Origin of the sequence: Streptomyces koelreuteriae (assembly GCF_018604545.1) — a bacterium.
Taxonomy (GTDB): Bacteria; Actinomycetota; Actinomycetes; order Streptomycetales; family Streptomycetaceae; genus Streptomyces; species Streptomyces koelreuteriae.
Window position 1 is genome coordinate 5553249 of the sequence record NZ_CP075896.1, and the last position, 14792, is coordinate 5568040.

The window sequence follows — 14792 nt, forward strand, 5'->3', positions numbered from 1 at the left end:
TGTCCCGCCCCCGCCCCCGGGTCCCTCCCTACCGGGGCAGCGCCACGACATACGCGGCCGGTTCGCGGTCGGCCGCCGCCATCAGGGCCGTGCGGACGACCGCCGCCTGCTGCTCCACCGAGTCGCGGAGCTTCCTGGGCGTGATGTGGACGACCGTGATGCCGAGCCGCTCCAGGTGCTCGCGCTTGCGGGCGTACTCCGACCACTGCGCCTCGTCGTTCTGCCGGGGCGCCCGGGTGTCCAGCTCCAGGGCCACCGCCTGGTCGGGCCAGTAGGCGTCCAGGCCGCCGAGGTAGGGGCCGCCGGGCAGGCGCAGGTCCACGTTCCACACCGGGTCGGGAAGGCCGTACTCGCGCACCATCCGGTACAGGCGGTCCTCCGCGATCGCCCGGCCCTCGGCCAGCAGGGAGTCCACCGCGTCCACCACGTGCGGGCGGCTCAGCAGCCGGGCCTGGTTCAGCTCCCGCACCACCGCGGCCGGCTCGCAGTACGCGCCGCGCACCGCCTCCGTCATCAGCCGGCGCACGATCACGGCGTCCGCGAGGCCTGCCACCGCGTCGGCCAGCGCACGGGCGACGGGCGCCACCGGCAGACCGGTGACCTGCTCGGGGACCGGCAGCGCCACCCCCCGGACGATGCGCGCACAGCCCGTCGAGCGCAGCCGGCGCATCCGCGGGACCAGGACGTCGATCGCGTCCAGGGACGGCAGCGGGGGAGTGGAGGAGAAGCCGTGCAGCGTCAGCGCGGCCAGACCCGTGATCATCGCCTCGGGCGGGGCGGGGGCGCCGGAGCCGTCCGCGGCGGGCTGGGCGGGAACACCCGTGCCGCGCTCCCGTGCCGCGTACATCAGCACCGCGTGCAGCCGCTCCTCGCTGGTCGGCGGGCCCGGGTGGAGCAGGACGACGCCGGGGAGGAACTGCTGCCAGGGGCCGCCGGGGATGCACTGCTCGGTCATCTGGGCCGTCGAGACACCGTGCGCGCGGAGCCGCGCGACCGTCATCACCCGGAGCCGGCCGCGGCCGGTCAGGTCGTGCAGGGGGCGGGGGGAGAGCGGGGTGTTGTGCGTCATGACCGGCAATTTCCCGCTTCGGACCCGCCTTTTAACCCCTGTTACAGGCCCGTCGACACATGCGGACAATCCGGCACTAAAGGACGGATGTTCGGATGCCGAAACCCCCTGGTCCGTTCGGGTGCGGACCAGGGTTACGGCTGTGATTGCCTGTATTCCGTAACGGTGACGGAACCCGAAATCTCAGGCCAAAGGTGTCAGGGCCCTGTCGAACCGGCAGTCGCGTCGCACGCCTGCCCCCGCAGAGCCCGCGCCAGATCGTCCCGGGCCTCCAGAACCAGCCGGCGCAGGGCCGGGGCCGCCTCCCGGTGGGAGTCCAGCCAGGCGTCCGTGGCGTCGAGGGTCTCCTGGGACTGCTGGAGCGACGGGAACAGGCCCGACACCACATGCATGCCGATCTGGATCGACCGCTCGGCCCACACCCGCTCGATCGCCGCGAAGTACTTCGCCGCGTACGGGGCGAGCAGATCGCGCTGCGAGCCCTGCTCGAAGCCCGAGATGGTCGCCTCGACCATGGCGTTGGACAGCGCGTCCGACTCCACGACCTGCGCCCACGCCTGCGCCTTGACCGCCTCCGACGGGCGGGCGGCCAGACAGCGCACCTGGTGACGCTTGCCGGAGGCGGTGTCGTCCCGGGCCAGCTCCTCGGCCAGCACCTTCTCGTCCACCACCCCGTGCGCGGCCAGCGGCTCCAGGAACACCCAGCGCAGCTCCTGGTCCAGGTCGAGGCCCTCGACCGCCACCGCGCCCGTCAGCAGGTCCCGCAGCAGCTCGAAGTCGGTGTCGGCGGCGGCCACCCGGGCGAAGAACCGCGCCCACGCGAGCTGGTGCTCGCTGCCCGCCCCGGCCGCGTACAGCTCGCGCCGCGCGCCCTCGGCGAGCAGCCGTCCGGCCGCCTCCCGCCGTCCGGGTGCCGTGTAGTGCGTGAGGGCCGACTCGGCCCACGCGTGCAGCATCTGGAGCACGCCGATCTCGGACTCGCGCCCCGCGAACCGCAGCACCAGGTCGACGAAGTCCCGCGCCGGGAGCAGCGCGTCCCGGGTCATGTTCCACAGCGCCGACCAGCACAGGGCGCGCGCCAGCGGATCGGTCACCGACCCCAGGTGCTCGCGCAGCGTCGCCAGGGAGGTCGTATCGAAGCGGATCTTGCAGTAGGTGAGGTCGTCGTCGTTGACCAGCACCAGGTCGGGGGCCTCGGCACCGGCCAGGTCCGCCACCACCGTCCGGGCGCCGTCGACGTCGGTCTCGGTGCGCGCGTACCGCTCCAGCGTGCCGCCGTCCGTCACCCGGTACAGGCCCACCGCCACCCGGTGCGGGCGCAGTTCCGGGTGCGACTCGGCGGCCTCCTGCACCACCGCCAGCTCCTCGACGCGGCCGTCCGGGCCGAGCAGCACCTGCGGGGTCAGCGAGTTCACCCCGGCCGTCTGCAGCCAGGACCGCGCCCAGGCGCTCATGTCCCGGCCGCTGGTCTCCTCCAGCACCGACAGCAGATCGCCCAGGCGCGTGTTGCCGTACGCGTGCCGCTTGAAGTAGCGCCGGGCGCCCTCCAGGAACGCGTCCTGCCCGACGTACGCCACGAGCTGCTTCAGCACCGACGCGCCCTTGGCGTACGTGATGCCGTCGAAGTTCAGCTTGGCGTCCTGCAGATCGCGGATGTCCGCCGTGACCGGGTGCGTGGAGGGCAGCTGGTCGGCGCGGTAGGCCCAGGCCTTGCGGCGGTTGGCGAAGGTGATCCAGCCGCCCGCGAAGCGGGTCGCGCCGACGAGCGAGAACGCGCCCATGAAGTCCGCGAAGGACTCCTTCAGCCACAGGTCGTCCCACCACTCCATGGTGACCAGGTCGCCGAACCACATGTGCGCCATCTCGTGCAGGATGACGTTGGCCCGGCCCTCGTAGGACGCCTGCGTCACCCTCCCGCGGAAGATGAACTCCTCCCGGAACGTCACCAGGCCCGGGTTCTCCATCGCGCCCAGGTTGTACTCGGGCACGAACGCCTGGTCGTACTTCCCGAACGGGTACGGGTAGTCGAAGTGGTCGTGGAAGAAGTCCAGGCCCTGCTTGGTGACCAGGAAGACGTCGTCGGAGTCGAAGTGGGGCGCGAGGCCCTTGCGGCACAGCGCGCCGAGGGGGATCTCCAGCGTCGTGCCGTCCGGATACGTACGGGAGTAGGAGTCCGTCACGTAGTGGTACGGGCCCGCCACCACACACGTGATGTACGTCGAGATCGGCTTGGTCTCCGCGAACCGCCAGACGCCGTCGGCGAGTTCGCCGACGCCATTGCTCCACACCGTCCAGCCCTCCGGCGCCCGCACCTCGAAGCGGAAGGGGGCCTTGAGGTCGGGCTGCTCGAAGTTCGCGAAGACCCGGCGGGAGTCGGCCGGCTCGTACTGCGTGTACAGGTACACCTCGCCGTCCTCGGGGTCGACGAAGCGGTGCAGGCCCTCACCGGTGCGAGAGTAGGCGCACTGGGCGTCGACGACCAGCTCGTTGTCGGCAGCCAGGTCCTCCAGCGTGATCCGGGAGCCGTCGAAGACCTCACCGGGGTCCAGATCACGGCCGTTGAGTGAGACGGCCGTCACACTCGGCGCGATCAGATCGGCGAAGCTGCTCGCCCCCGGCTCGTTGCAGCGGAAGCGCAGCGTCGTCACCGAGCGGAAGGTGCGGGGCCCGGCGCCGTCGTCCTCGCCGACCGCGGACCGCAGGTCGAGGGACACCTCGTACCCGTCGACGCTCAGCAGGGCGGCCCGCTCCCGGGCCTCGTCGCGGGACAGATTCTCACCGGGCACGGGCGGCACTCCTCATGTGTCGTGGGGTACTGCTGAACAGCACCGATCCTGCCATGTGCCCCTGACGGCAGGGACCGGGAATGACCGGAGCGAGCACCGGCGTTCCCGGAGGAAACGGTTTCCTCTTGAGGAGAGACATGTCGGACAAGACCCCCGTCGACTTCTGGTTCGACCCGCTGTGCCCCTGGGCATGGATGACCTCCCGCTGGGTGCTGGAGGTGGAGAAGGTCAGGGACATCGAGGTGCGCTGGCACGTCATGAGCCTGGCCGTCCTCAACGAGGACAAGCTCGACGACCTGCCCCAGGAGTACCGCGAGCTGCTGGAGACCAAGGCGTGGGGCCCCGTCCGGGTCGTCATAGCCGCGCAGCAGGAGCACGGCGCCGAGGTCCTCGGCGACTTCTACACCGCCCTCGGCACCCGCATCCACAACCAGGGCGGGGGCCCCGGCAAGGAGATCGTCGCCGCCGCCCTGGAGGACGTCGGCCTGCCCGCGTCCCTCATCGAGCACTGGGACTCCACGCCCTACGAGGCCGAGCTGCGCGCCTCCCACAAGGAGGGCATCGAGAAGGTCGGCCAGGAGGTCGGCACCCCGGTCATCGCCGTGCCCGGCTCCGACGGCGAGCAGATCGCCTTCTTCGGCCCGGTCGTCACCCCCGCCCCGCAGGGCGACGAGGCCGGCCGCCTCTGGGACGGCACCCTCGCGGTGGCCTCGGTCCCCGGCTTCTACGAGATCAAGCGCACCCGCACCAAGGGTCCTGACTTCTCCAACCTGTAGGGCTCACTCGACGGGGGCGGCCTGGATCCGGAGTTCCTCCGGGAGCAGGCCGTCCTCGCCGCGGTTGAGGTAGCGCTGGTACCACCGGCAGCCGACAGCGGTGCAGCGCCAGTAGTCGTCCACGAAGTGCCCGTGCCCCTTCTCCGCCAGGACAGCCGCCCGCTCGGCGGGGTTGAACCTCCGGAACTCCTGCATGGTGCCGCAGGTCCGGCACGCCCGGTTCACCGTCATCAGCCCCTCCTAGCCATCACCGCCAGGTCGGGGAAGTCGGTCACGACCGCGTCGACTCCCCACCGGTAGTACAGCGCGTACTCGGCGAACGCGTCCCCGAAATCGTTCGCTCCGCTTCCGCGCCGGAACTGTGCCGGCAGGAACTGGTTCTCCGCGCGGAAGGTGTACGGGCCCACGCGCAGACCCGCGGCATGGGCGTCCGCGAGGAGAGAGGTGCCGACGAGCGACGCCTTGTCCGGCCCGATCCAGTCCGCGTACTCCGCGATCTCCGCCAGGCCCGCCGGCGTCATCATCTCCTTGTAGGTCCGCCCGGGCAGGTCGTACGGCCCGCCCGTCGTCCCCAGCGCCTGCCACAGCGGCACACCCAGCCCCGTCATGCGCTGGAGGCTCGTCGGCTCGAAGGACTGCACGACGCACTCGCGCCGGCCGAGCCGCTCGCGGCGGATCACGGCCGCGAGCTTCGGCTCCAACGGCAGCCCGAGGGACCGGAAGTACGTCGGATGCTTGGTCTCCGGGAAGACGGCGATCGTCCGGCCGTGGCTCCGCGACAGCCGCCGCGCCAGCTCCACGACCTCCTGGAAGGTCATCACCTCCTCACGACCGTCGAAGACCGTGTTGCGGTTGCGGACCTGGGGCAGCCGCTCCACCGCCCGCAGCGTCTTCAGCTCGGCGAGGGTGAAGTCCTCCGTGAACCATCCCGTCACGGCCCGGCCGTCGACCGTCTTCGTCGTACGGCGGTCCGCGAACTCGGGGTGTCCGGCCACATCGGTCGTCTGGGAGATCTCGTTCTCGTGCCGGACGACGAGCACATGGTCCTTCGTCGGCACCAGGTCCGGTTCGATCCAGTCCGCGCCCGTCTGCACGGCGTACGCGTACGAGGCGGCCGTGTGCTCCGGGCGCCAGCCGGCCGCGCCGCGATGGCCGATGACCACCGGGCCCTTGCGCGGTTCGGCCGCCGCCGGTGCGGCCGTGGCCGCCGTGGCCGCCGTGGCGGTTCCCGCCGTCGCCGCGAGCAGGAGGGATCTCCGTCCGAGCTGCATGCAACTCCCCTTCAGAGTCGAGTGGTTCACGTACGGGCCCGGGCCCGCGCCTGCGCCAGCCGGACCAGGTGCTCCTCGTAACCTCGCGTGTAGAACGCGGCCCGCCCCGGATCCGGCTCGACGACCTCCGTCGGCCGGGTCCACTCCGCCGCCTCCAGCGGCACCCCGTACCGCTCGGCCGCCGCCAGGACCGCGCCCCGCGCGCCCACCTCGCCCTCGACGACCCGCAGCGGCCTGCCGAGTACGTCGGCGAGCAGCCGCATCCAGGCGGGGCTGCGGGTGCCGCCGCCGCACACGGCCAGATTTCCGGTGAGGCCCGCCGCCTCCAGGCAGTGCCGGGCCGCGTACCCGATGCCCTCGCAGGTGGCGCGGACCAGATCGCCCCGGGTCGACTCCAGGGAGACACCGAGGAGTTCGGCGCGCAGTCGCGGCTCCACGAAGGGGGCGCGTTCACCGGAGGGCGCGAAGTACGGCAGCACCCGGACGCCGTTCGCGCCCGGCGGGGTCTCGGCCAGCAGGCCGTCCACCTCGTCGTGCCGCACCCCCGTCGTCGACAGCACCCAGTCCAGTGCCGCCGTGCCGACCATCGCGGGCATGGCGCGCAGCCAGTGACCGGGCCGGTCCGTGGAGATGTACAGGCCCGCCGGTTCGCCGCTCAGGTCCAGCTCGGTCGTGGCGACCAGGCTGGCCAGACAGGTGCCGACGATCAGCAGCCCGTCGCCCGGGGACGTCACCCCGGCGCCCAGCGCGCAGGCCGGCAGATCGTAGGGGCCGTTCGCGACCCGGGTGCCGGACGGCAGGCCCTCGCCGAGCGCCTCGGCCGTCGCGACCGGGTCGCTCACCGGGGCGAGCAGACCGCGCCGGTGGGTCAGCCCCAGCAACTCCACCACCCGGTTGTCGTACGTCCGGGTCCGCGGGTCGAGGAAGGGCATCGAGGCGTCCGACACATCCGTCGTCGGACCGGCCCCCGTCAGCCGCTGGAACACCATGTCCTTGCAGTACAGGGCGGCCTTCGCGGCATCCAGCGTCTTCGGTTCGTTGCCGTCCAGCCAGGCCAGCAGCGGCCCCGGACACCCGGGGAACATCGCGCTGCCCGTCCGCCGGAACACCGTCTCGAAGGTGCCGTCGGCCAGCCACCGGTCGACCAGCTCGTGCGCCCGGCCGTCCATCCAGGAGGCCGCGGGCCGCACGGGCCGCCCCTCGCCGTCGACCAGCCACACCCCGTCGCCCTGCCCGGTGAGCCCGGCCAGCTCGACCGGTTCCGGGACACGTGCGGTGACCTCACGGAGGACAGCCACGACCGCCCCGTACACCTCCTCCATGTCCTGCTCGACGACCCCGCCGTGCAGCGAGAGGGCCACCGACCGGGATTCCACGGCCAGTTGGCGTCCCGCCGCGTCGAAGGCCGCCGCCTTGACCATGGACGTGCCCACATCGATACCGACGTACATGCGGCTCTCCTCCCGGTCCTCAGGTCAGGCAGTGCGCGAGCGGCTCCCCGCGCACCCAGCGGCCCACCTCTTCGGCGGCGATCCGCGCGGCCTTCTCCGCCACCGCGCGCGACGCCCCGCCCAGATGCGGGGTCAGCACGACCCGGTCACCCAGCCCCAGCAGCCGGGACTCCGCGGGCAGCGGCTCCCGCTCGTACGTGTCGAGCGCCGCCGCCGACAGCCGCCCGCTCTCCAGCGCGTCGCACAGCGCGCCCTCGTCCAGCAGCGGGCCCCGGGCCACGTTCACCACCACCGCGCCGGGCGGCAGCAGCCCCAGCTCCCGGGCGCCGATCAGCCCCCGGGTCTCGGGGGTGAGCCGGGCGTGCAGGGTGATCACCTGGGAGTCGCGCAGCAGGCCGCCCAGGGAGTTCACACGCAGCCCGTGGATCTCCCCGTGCACATACGGGTCGTACACCATCACCCGCGCCCCGAACGCGCACAGCACCCGCGCCACCCGGCTGCCGACGGCCCCGTATCCGACCAGCCCGACGGGCAGGTCCTCCAGCTCCAGACCGCTCCGCTCGTACGTGTAGTAGGTCGCGCCCTCCCAACTGCCCTGCCGGGCCAGCGGGTCATGGGCCTGGGGGATGCGGCGCAGGGCCGACAGCATCAGGGCGACGGTGAACTCGGCGGTGGCGGCGGCGTTGCGGCCCGGCGCGAAGCACACCCGCACGTCCCGGTTCTTGGCCGCGTCCAGGTTGACGTTGACCGGCCCGCCCCGGCACACCACGACCAGCTTCAGATCCGGGCAGGCGGCGAGCACCCGCTCGGTGACCGGCCCCATCTGCGTGACCAGGACCTCCGCCCCGGCCAGCGCCTCGATCAGCTCGTCCTCGGCGTCACTGGCCTCCTGCACCTCGGCGACCGGCCCGAACGGCTCCAGCGGCCAGCCGAGTCGCAGCTCCCTGATCCGCGCCCGCTCCACCTCGTGTTCCACCGCCCGGGTGATCAGCGACGGCAGGACGAAGTGGTCGCCGGCGGCCACGACACGCACGTTCTCTTCGGAGGTCATCGCAGTGAGGCTCCTGTCTCGGCGTCGAAGACATGGGTGTGGTCGGGATCGGCGGCGACCCGGACCTGCTCGTCGTGGGCGAGCCGTACCTCGGGGTCGGTGAGGACGACCAGATGCCGTTCCACACCGTCGAGGGAGAGGGTCGCCAGGCCCGACTCCAGCAGCGGTTCGTGCGCGACGACCCGGGCGGGCAGGCCGCCTTCGGCGGTGAGTGAGACGTCCTCGGGGCGGATCCCGACGACGACCTCCCGGCCTGCCTCCACGGAAACGGTCTCGGGCAGCGCGATCCGCACCGAGCCGGAGAGCCGGGCGTGCCCGTCGCCGGTGGCGATGCCGGGCAGCAGGGTGATCGCGGGCTCGCCGACGAAGTCCGCGACGAACAGATTGGCCGGGCTGTCGTAGATCTCGTACGGGGTGCCGAGCTGCTGGATCACACCGTCCTTCATCACGGCGATCCGGTCGGCGAGCGAGAGGGCCTCCTCCTGGTCGTGGGTGACCAGGATCGTGGTGTGGCCCAAGTCCTTCTGAATGCGCTTGAGTTCACGGCGGGTGGTGTCGCGCTGGGCCGCGTCCAGATGGGACAGCGGCTCGTCGAGGAGCAGCACGTCCGGCTCGCGGATCAGGGCCCGGGCGAGCGACACGCGCTGCTTCTGGCCGCTGGAGAGCCCGGCCGGTCGGGCATCGAGGAGGTCGGTCAGCCCGACTCTCTCGGCGATCTCCTTCACCTTGCGGTCGACGTCACCCCGGGATCCCCGGGCGGCCTTCTTGCGCGCCTTCAGCCCGAACGCCAGGTTCTCCGCCACCGACAGCGGCGGATACAGCGCGTAGTTCTCGAACGCGACCCCGATGTTCCGCTGCTGAGCGGGCCGTTCGACCACCGAGTCCCCGCCGACCAGGATGTCCCCGCCGGTGACCGACTCGAGACCGGCGATCATCCGCAGGGTCGTCGACTTGCCGCACCCGGAGGGCCCGAGCAGCCCGAGCAACTCCCCGGACCGCAGGCTCAGATCGATCCCGCGAACGGCATCCACCGAAGGCCGCCCCCGCGACCGGTACGTCTTACGCAGCTCACGAAGCTCCAGTCCCGTTCCCGTCATGGCCGCCCTTCGTCGCGCAAACCTCGTAACGGACCTTGTGCTCGTCCAGATCCCGCAGTGCCTCCGCCGATGCCCCGTCGTCCACCAGGAGCGTGTCGAAGCGGGAGAGCGGGACGACCCGGTGCAGGGCGACCCGGCCGAGCTTGGTGTGGTCGATCAGCAGGACGTTCCGTGCCGCCGCGTCGAGCATCGCCCGCTTCACGGACACGATGTGCTGCTCCTGGTGGTAGGCGTAACCCCCGTGCACGGCCGACGTCGACGCGAAGCACACGTCCACGCGCAGTTGCTCGACCGCCTCCACGCAGGACACCCCGAGGAAGGAGGAGTGCAGCGGGTCGTAGTCGCCGCCGAGCGCCATCAGGTGGATGCCCCGCTGGTCGGAGAGGAGGTTGATGGCCTCCAGGAAGTTGGTGACGACCGTCAGCGGTGTGACCTCGCCCGTGCGCAGCCGCCTGGCTATCTCCAGGGTGGACGTGGAGTCGTCCAGCAGGATCGCCATGCCGGGCTCCACCATGCGCAGCGCGTGCTCGGCGACGGCGGCCTTCTCGGCCCGCATGGTCTTCAGCCGGTACTGCACGTTCGACTCGAAGACCCCCGACGGCTGCGCGGTCACCCCGCCCCGGGACTTGCGGACGATGCCCTGCCGTTCGAGTTCGTCGAGGTCGCGGTGGATGGTCATCAGGCTCACCCCGAACCGCTCGGCCAGCTCCGCCGCCGTCGCCGAGCCGTCGGCCAGCACCTGCTCGGCCATGGCGGCCTGCCGCGCCGCGGGCCCCTGCTGTCCACCACTGCTGCTGCTCATGATCGTGTCTCTATCCGTCGTCCCGGGCGCTCCGGCCGGTCGGCCTCGAACAGCAGCAGGTTCTCAGGCCGGACCGCGAGCCGTACCGGTTCGTCCGCCCGAAGGCGTGCCGCGTCCACCCGGGGCGCCACCAGCGACACCCGCTGCTCCCCGGTCCCGAGCCGGACGGTGACCTCGACGGACCGCCCGAGCACCTCGGTGACGTACACGGTCCCGGTGAGTTCATGACCGTCGCCGCGCAGGGCGATGTCCCGGGGCCGCAGACCGACGAGGACGTCCGTGCCGGGCGAGGCCTGGGCCCGGACCGGCAGCTCGACCCCGCCCTCGGCCCGCACCCCGCTCTCCGTGACCACCCCGGGCAGCAGATTGATCCGGGGCCGCCCGAAGGCCCGCGCGACCTCCGTGTCGTACGGCTGGTACCAGATCTCCTCCCGGGTGCCCGTCTGCACGATCCGCCCGTCCCGGATGACCCCGATCCGGTCGCCGAGCGCCAGCGCCTCGACGGAGTCGTGGGTGACGTACAGCGTGGTCGTGTGCTGCACGGCCCCGATCGCCTTCAGCTCGGCCCGCATCTGCTGGCGGAGTTTCGCGTCCAGGTGGGACAGCGGCTCGTCGAGGAGAAAGGCCCGGGCCGGGCGGACCAGCACCCGCCCGAGAGCGACCCGCTGCCGCTGGCCGTTGGACAACTGGCCCACCGGACGGTCCAGCAGCCCGGAGATGCCGAGCAGTTCGGCGACCGCGCCGATCCGCTGCCGGGCCTCGGCGGCGGGCAGCCGGTGCCGGGGGGAGCGCAGGGGCGAGGCCAGGTTGTCGTAGGCCGAGCGGTGCGGGTAGAGCGCGTAGCTCTCGAAGCACATGGCCACGCCCCGGTCGTAGGGCTCCACGCCCCGCATGTCCTTGCCGTCGAGCACGACCGTGCCGGAGTCGGGCGGTTCGAGCCCGGCGATGGTCTTGAGGGTCGTCGTCTTGCCGGCCCCGGAAGGTCCCAACAAGCAGAAGAACTCGCCCTCCCTGACGTCCAGTTCGAGTGCGTCGAGCGCGACGGTCTTGCCGTACGCCTTCCGTATCCCGCTCAGCGTGATCATGATTTCACCGCCCCGAACGACAGGCCCCGCACCAGATACCGCTGGATCGTCAGCGCCAGCAGCAGCGGCGGTACGACGGAGACGAGTGCCGCTGCGGCCGTCAGGTTGTACTTGGGCCGGTCCCCGCCGAGGAAGGACAGCGCGCCCACGGTCACCGTCTGGGCCTCGTTGGAGGTGAGGATCAGCGGGAAGACGAAGTTGTTCCAGGCGAAGATGAAGGCCAGCAGCGACACCGCCGCGATACCCGGCTTGACCAGCGGCAGGGCGACACGGAAGAACGCCTGCTTGCGGGTGTAGCCGTCCAGCAGGGCCGCCTGCTCCAACTCCGGTGTCAGATCGGCGAAGTAGGACCGCATGATCCACACGATCAGCGGCAGCGTCACCAGTTGCAGCACCCACACCATGCCGACGTACGTGTCGAACAGGCCGAGCTTCTGGTACAGCACGAACAGCGGGATGATCACGGTCAGTTCGGGTGCGAAGCGGAACGACAGCAGCGTGAACATTAGGTTCTCGGAGCCCTTGAACCGCCACCGCGCCGAGGCGTACGCCGCCGGCAGACCGACGACGAGCGACAGCGCGACCGCCCCCACCGACACCACCAGGCTGTTGACGAAGAACCGCACGAACGGAATGCCCTCGCTGTCGCCGAGGACCGTCCGGTAGCCGTCGAGGGTGGGGGAGAAGGAGAAGTAGGTGGAGAAGAGCTGGTCGGTCGGCTTCAGCGACAGGATCACCATCCAGGCGATGGGGAACAGCGCGAAGACGAAGTAGAGGATCAGGGCGGTGTCGCACACCCACCCCACCAGGCGTTTCCTCATGAGGTGACCTCCGCGGCCTTCCGCTGGATCTTCCCGAGATGCTTCACCAGCACCATCGCGGCCAGATACACCACGGCCCACAGCACGATCGTGTAGCTGATCCCGAAGGAGTACCGCTGGAAGCGGATCGCTTCGAGATACGCCCGGATCTGGAGCACCACCGTCGAGTCACCCGGCCCGCCCTCCGTCAGGGCGTAGATGATGTCGAACACCTTCAGCGAGTCCATGAACCGGAAGATCACCGCGACCAGCACATACGGCCACAGCATCGGCAGCGTCAGCCGCCGGAAGGTGTACCACCACCCCGCGCCGTCCACGGCCGCCGCCTCGAACGGGGAGGTGGGCAGCGACCGCAGACCGGCGAGGGCGAGGATCGCCACGAACGGGGTGTACACCCACACGTCCACGGCGATCGACGACAGCAGCGCGCCCGTCGGGGTGTCGGTCCACTGCACCCCGCCGAGACCGAAGGGCCGCAGCAGGTAGTTGACCACCCCGACCGACGGCTGGAGCATCAGCTTCCAGATGATCGCCGCGATCACCGGGGCGATCATCAGCGGCAGGATCAGGATCTTCTCCAGGACCCGGCCCAGCAGCGTCGAGCGGTGCAGCAGCAGGGCGACGGCCACCCCGAGCACGGTCTCGACGAAGGCCGCCCCGACCGCGTACAGCACCGTCACCCACGCCGAGTTCCAGAACGCCTCCTGCGTGAAGACGGTCGAGTAGTTCTCGAACCGCACCATGTCCGGCTGCGGCTTGCTCGCCGAGAAGTCGAACAGCGTGTAGTACAGCCCGAGCCCGAAGGGATAGAGGATCCCGCAGGTCAGCAGCAGGGCCGGGACGATCAGGAAGTACGGGCGCAGGGCCAGGCGCATGCGTAGGGGTCCTTTTACTATGAGCGTCCGATCAGGGCGCGTGGTCTGGTGCCGTGCATCGCAAGGCGCCGGAGCGTCCTCGTGGCGGAGCCACGTGGGCGTTTCGGCAACGCGGCGAGGTGCGGTGCCAGGCCGCGTGACCCGGGCGGGCATAGTGAAAGGACCCCTTACCCCACCTTGTCGGCGAGGTCGTCCGCCAGCCCGTCCAGGACGGACTTCGCGCCCTGGCCGCCGTAGATCTCCTGGAGGGCCGCCGCCCAGCTCGTCGTCGCGTCGAAGAACTGCGCCTGCGGGGTGAACTGGATCTTCGTCTGGTCGACGACCGTCTCGAAGGTCTCCAGGAAGCCCGGCAGATGACGCATCTTGTCCTTGTACGCGGCGTCGTCGGCGACCGACTTGCGCACCGGGTCGATGTGGTTGTGCGTGATCGCGCTCTTGCGCAGATGCTCCTTGCCGGTCGCCCACTGCAGGAACAGCCAACTGGCGCTCTTCTTCTTGCTCTTGGCGTTCATGCCGAGCGACCAGATCCACATGTTGGTGGCCAGCGACCCGTCCGGACCCTTCGGCCCCGGATGGAAGGCGATCTTCCCGGAGGCGGGGCTCGCGCCCTTCACGGCCTGGAAGTAGGCGGCCGTGTCGGCGTCGAACAGCATCCCGGCCTTCTTCGCGCCCAGGTCGCTGGAGCACTGGTACCAGGTGTACGACGTCCAGGACGGCGGGCCGCCCCGCTTGACCATCCGCGCCCAGTCCTCGGTGAAGGCGACGGCCTCGGGGCTGTTCATGGCGGGCGTGAGCTTCCCGCCGTCGACGGTGAAGTCCTTCAGCCCGTTGCGGGCGTACATCGTCATGAAGCCGGGGTGGATGGTGGCCCAGCTCCTGGAGCCGCGTACGGCGATCCCGTACATCCCGTCGAAACCGGCGCCCGGCGCCTTCCGCTTGATGGTCTCGGCGAGTTCGGTCAGCTCGTCGAACGACTCGGCCGGCTTCACCCCGAGCTTCGTGAACACCTCGGTGTTGTAGGCGACGACGTTCGTCTCCCAGCCCCACGGCAGCGCGTACTGCCCGCCCCGGCCGAGCGGCGCGCCCGCCTTCAGCGACCACTGGTCGGCCTGGAGCAGGTTGGGGAAGAAGTCCCCCTGGTCCCATTCGGAGCCGGTCGCCGCGGAGTTGCGCATCCAGGGCCCGAGATCCTCCAGCCAGTTCGGCGGCCCGTACTGCCACACCATGTACGCGCCGAGCATGAACACGTCGTAGGAGGCGCGCCCGCTGGACAGGTCCACGGTGAGCTTGTCGAAGTAGTTGTCCTCGGGGAAGACGTCGTACTCGACCTTGATGCCGGTCTTCTCGGTGAACGACTTCAGGTCGGCTATCAGGGCGTCCGTGTACGGGTGCTTGTTGAGCAGCGCCTTGACGGTGGTGCCCTTCTCCCGCTTCCAGTCGAAGGAACCGGTGATGTCGTCCGCCGCTGACCCGTCGCTCTTGCTGTCGTTCCCGCCGAATCCGGAGCCGCAGGCCGTGAGCAGCGGGGCCGCGGCAGCACCGGCGGCGAGGGCGAGGAAGCGCCGGCGGTCGTGCACGTGCGTGTCCATCCGTACCTCCACGTGGAGCCTGGTTAACACGTCGAGTCGACTCGTTAACCGAGGGTGGAACGGCTGAAGTTGGGCGTCAATCCCTCGCGCACGGGAAAATCTCAGGGCAGAGTGTGAAG

At 70.8% G+C, this 14792-nt stretch carries 13 protein-coding genes; 1 reads left to right on the top strand and 12 read right to left on the bottom strand.

The window, feature by feature from the left end; genetic code table 11:
- Positions 1-28: 28 nt before the first annotated feature.
- Positions 29-1069, bottom strand: a complete 1041-nt coding sequence (locus KJK29_RS25060) for a hypothetical protein (RefSeq protein WP_215124629.1) — start codon at positions 1067-1069, stop codon at positions 29-31.
- A 197-nt stretch (positions 1070-1266) separates the two neighbouring features.
- Positions 1267-3855: an aminopeptidase N gene (pepN, locus tag KJK29_RS25065; RefSeq protein WP_215121379.1), complete on the bottom strand. Its 2589-nt coding sequence runs from the start codon at positions 3853-3855 to the stop codon at positions 1267-1269.
- Between the two features lie 137 nt (positions 3856-3992).
- On the opposite strand from pepN, the gene KJK29_RS25070 reads away from it, so the two are divergent.
- On the top strand, positions 3993-4631 hold the full coding sequence (locus KJK29_RS25070; protein ID WP_215121380.1) for a mycothiol-dependent nitroreductase Rv2466c family protein: 639 nt from the start codon (positions 3993-3995) through the stop codon (positions 4629-4631).
- 3 nt (positions 4632-4634) lie between these two features.
- Here the strand turns inward: KJK29_RS25070 and KJK29_RS25075 are convergent, their stop codons facing one another.
- From KJK29_RS25075 to KJK29_RS25120, 10 genes are all read right to left on the bottom strand, one after another.
- Positions 4635-4862: a hypothetical protein gene (locus KJK29_RS25075; protein WP_215121381.1), complete on the bottom strand. Its 228-nt coding sequence runs from the start codon at positions 4860-4862 to the stop codon at positions 4635-4637.
- On the bottom strand, positions 4862-5902 hold the full coding sequence (locus KJK29_RS25080; RefSeq protein WP_215121382.1) for a glycerophosphodiester phosphodiesterase family protein: 1041 nt from the start codon (positions 5900-5902) through the stop codon (positions 4862-4864). The genes KJK29_RS25075 and KJK29_RS25080 overlap by 1 nt, the downstream gene beginning before the upstream one ends.
- Positions 5903-5928: 26 nt before the next feature.
- A complete protein-coding gene (locus KJK29_RS25085) occupies positions 5929-7353 on the bottom strand; it encodes an FGGY-family carbohydrate kinase (protein ID WP_215121383.1) in 1425 nt (474 codons plus the stop codon).
- Between the two features lie 19 nt (positions 7354-7372).
- Positions 7373-8404: a 2-hydroxyacid dehydrogenase gene (locus KJK29_RS25090; RefSeq protein ID WP_215121384.1), complete on the bottom strand. Its 1032-nt coding sequence runs from the start codon at positions 8402-8404 to the stop codon at positions 7373-7375.
- On the bottom strand, positions 8401-9501 hold the full coding sequence (locus KJK29_RS25095) for an ABC transporter ATP-binding protein (RefSeq protein ID WP_215121385.1): 1101 nt from the start codon (positions 9499-9501) through the stop codon (positions 8401-8403). Before KJK29_RS25095 ends, KJK29_RS25090 begins: the two co-directional genes overlap by 4 nt.
- Entirely contained in the window at positions 9473-10303 is an 831-nt protein-coding gene (locus KJK29_RS25100) for a DeoR/GlpR family DNA-binding transcription regulator (RefSeq protein WP_215121386.1), read from the bottom strand. Before KJK29_RS25100 ends, KJK29_RS25095 begins: the two co-directional genes overlap by 29 nt.
- Complete coding sequence (locus KJK29_RS25105) at positions 10300-11388, bottom strand: ABC transporter ATP-binding protein (RefSeq protein WP_215121387.1); 1089 nt, start codon at positions 11386-11388, stop codon at positions 10300-10302. The genes KJK29_RS25100 and KJK29_RS25105 overlap by 4 nt, the downstream gene beginning before the upstream one ends.
- Positions 11385-12209: a carbohydrate ABC transporter permease gene (locus tag KJK29_RS25110; protein WP_251057927.1), complete on the bottom strand. Its 825-nt coding sequence runs from the start codon at positions 12207-12209 to the stop codon at positions 11385-11387. The genes KJK29_RS25105 and KJK29_RS25110 overlap by 4 nt, the downstream gene beginning before the upstream one ends.
- Complete coding sequence (locus tag KJK29_RS25115) at positions 12206-13084, bottom strand: carbohydrate ABC transporter permease (RefSeq protein WP_215121389.1); 879 nt, start codon at positions 13082-13084, stop codon at positions 12206-12208. The genes KJK29_RS25110 and KJK29_RS25115 overlap by 4 nt, the downstream gene beginning before the upstream one ends.
- Before the next feature lie 167 nt (positions 13085-13251).
- The gene (locus KJK29_RS25120) at positions 13252-14673 is read right to left on the bottom strand and encodes an ABC transporter substrate-binding protein (RefSeq protein ID WP_215121390.1); all 1422 of its coding nucleotides are present in this window, start codon (positions 14671-14673) and stop codon (positions 13252-13254) included.
- Between the last annotated feature and the right edge of the window lie 119 nt (positions 14674-14792).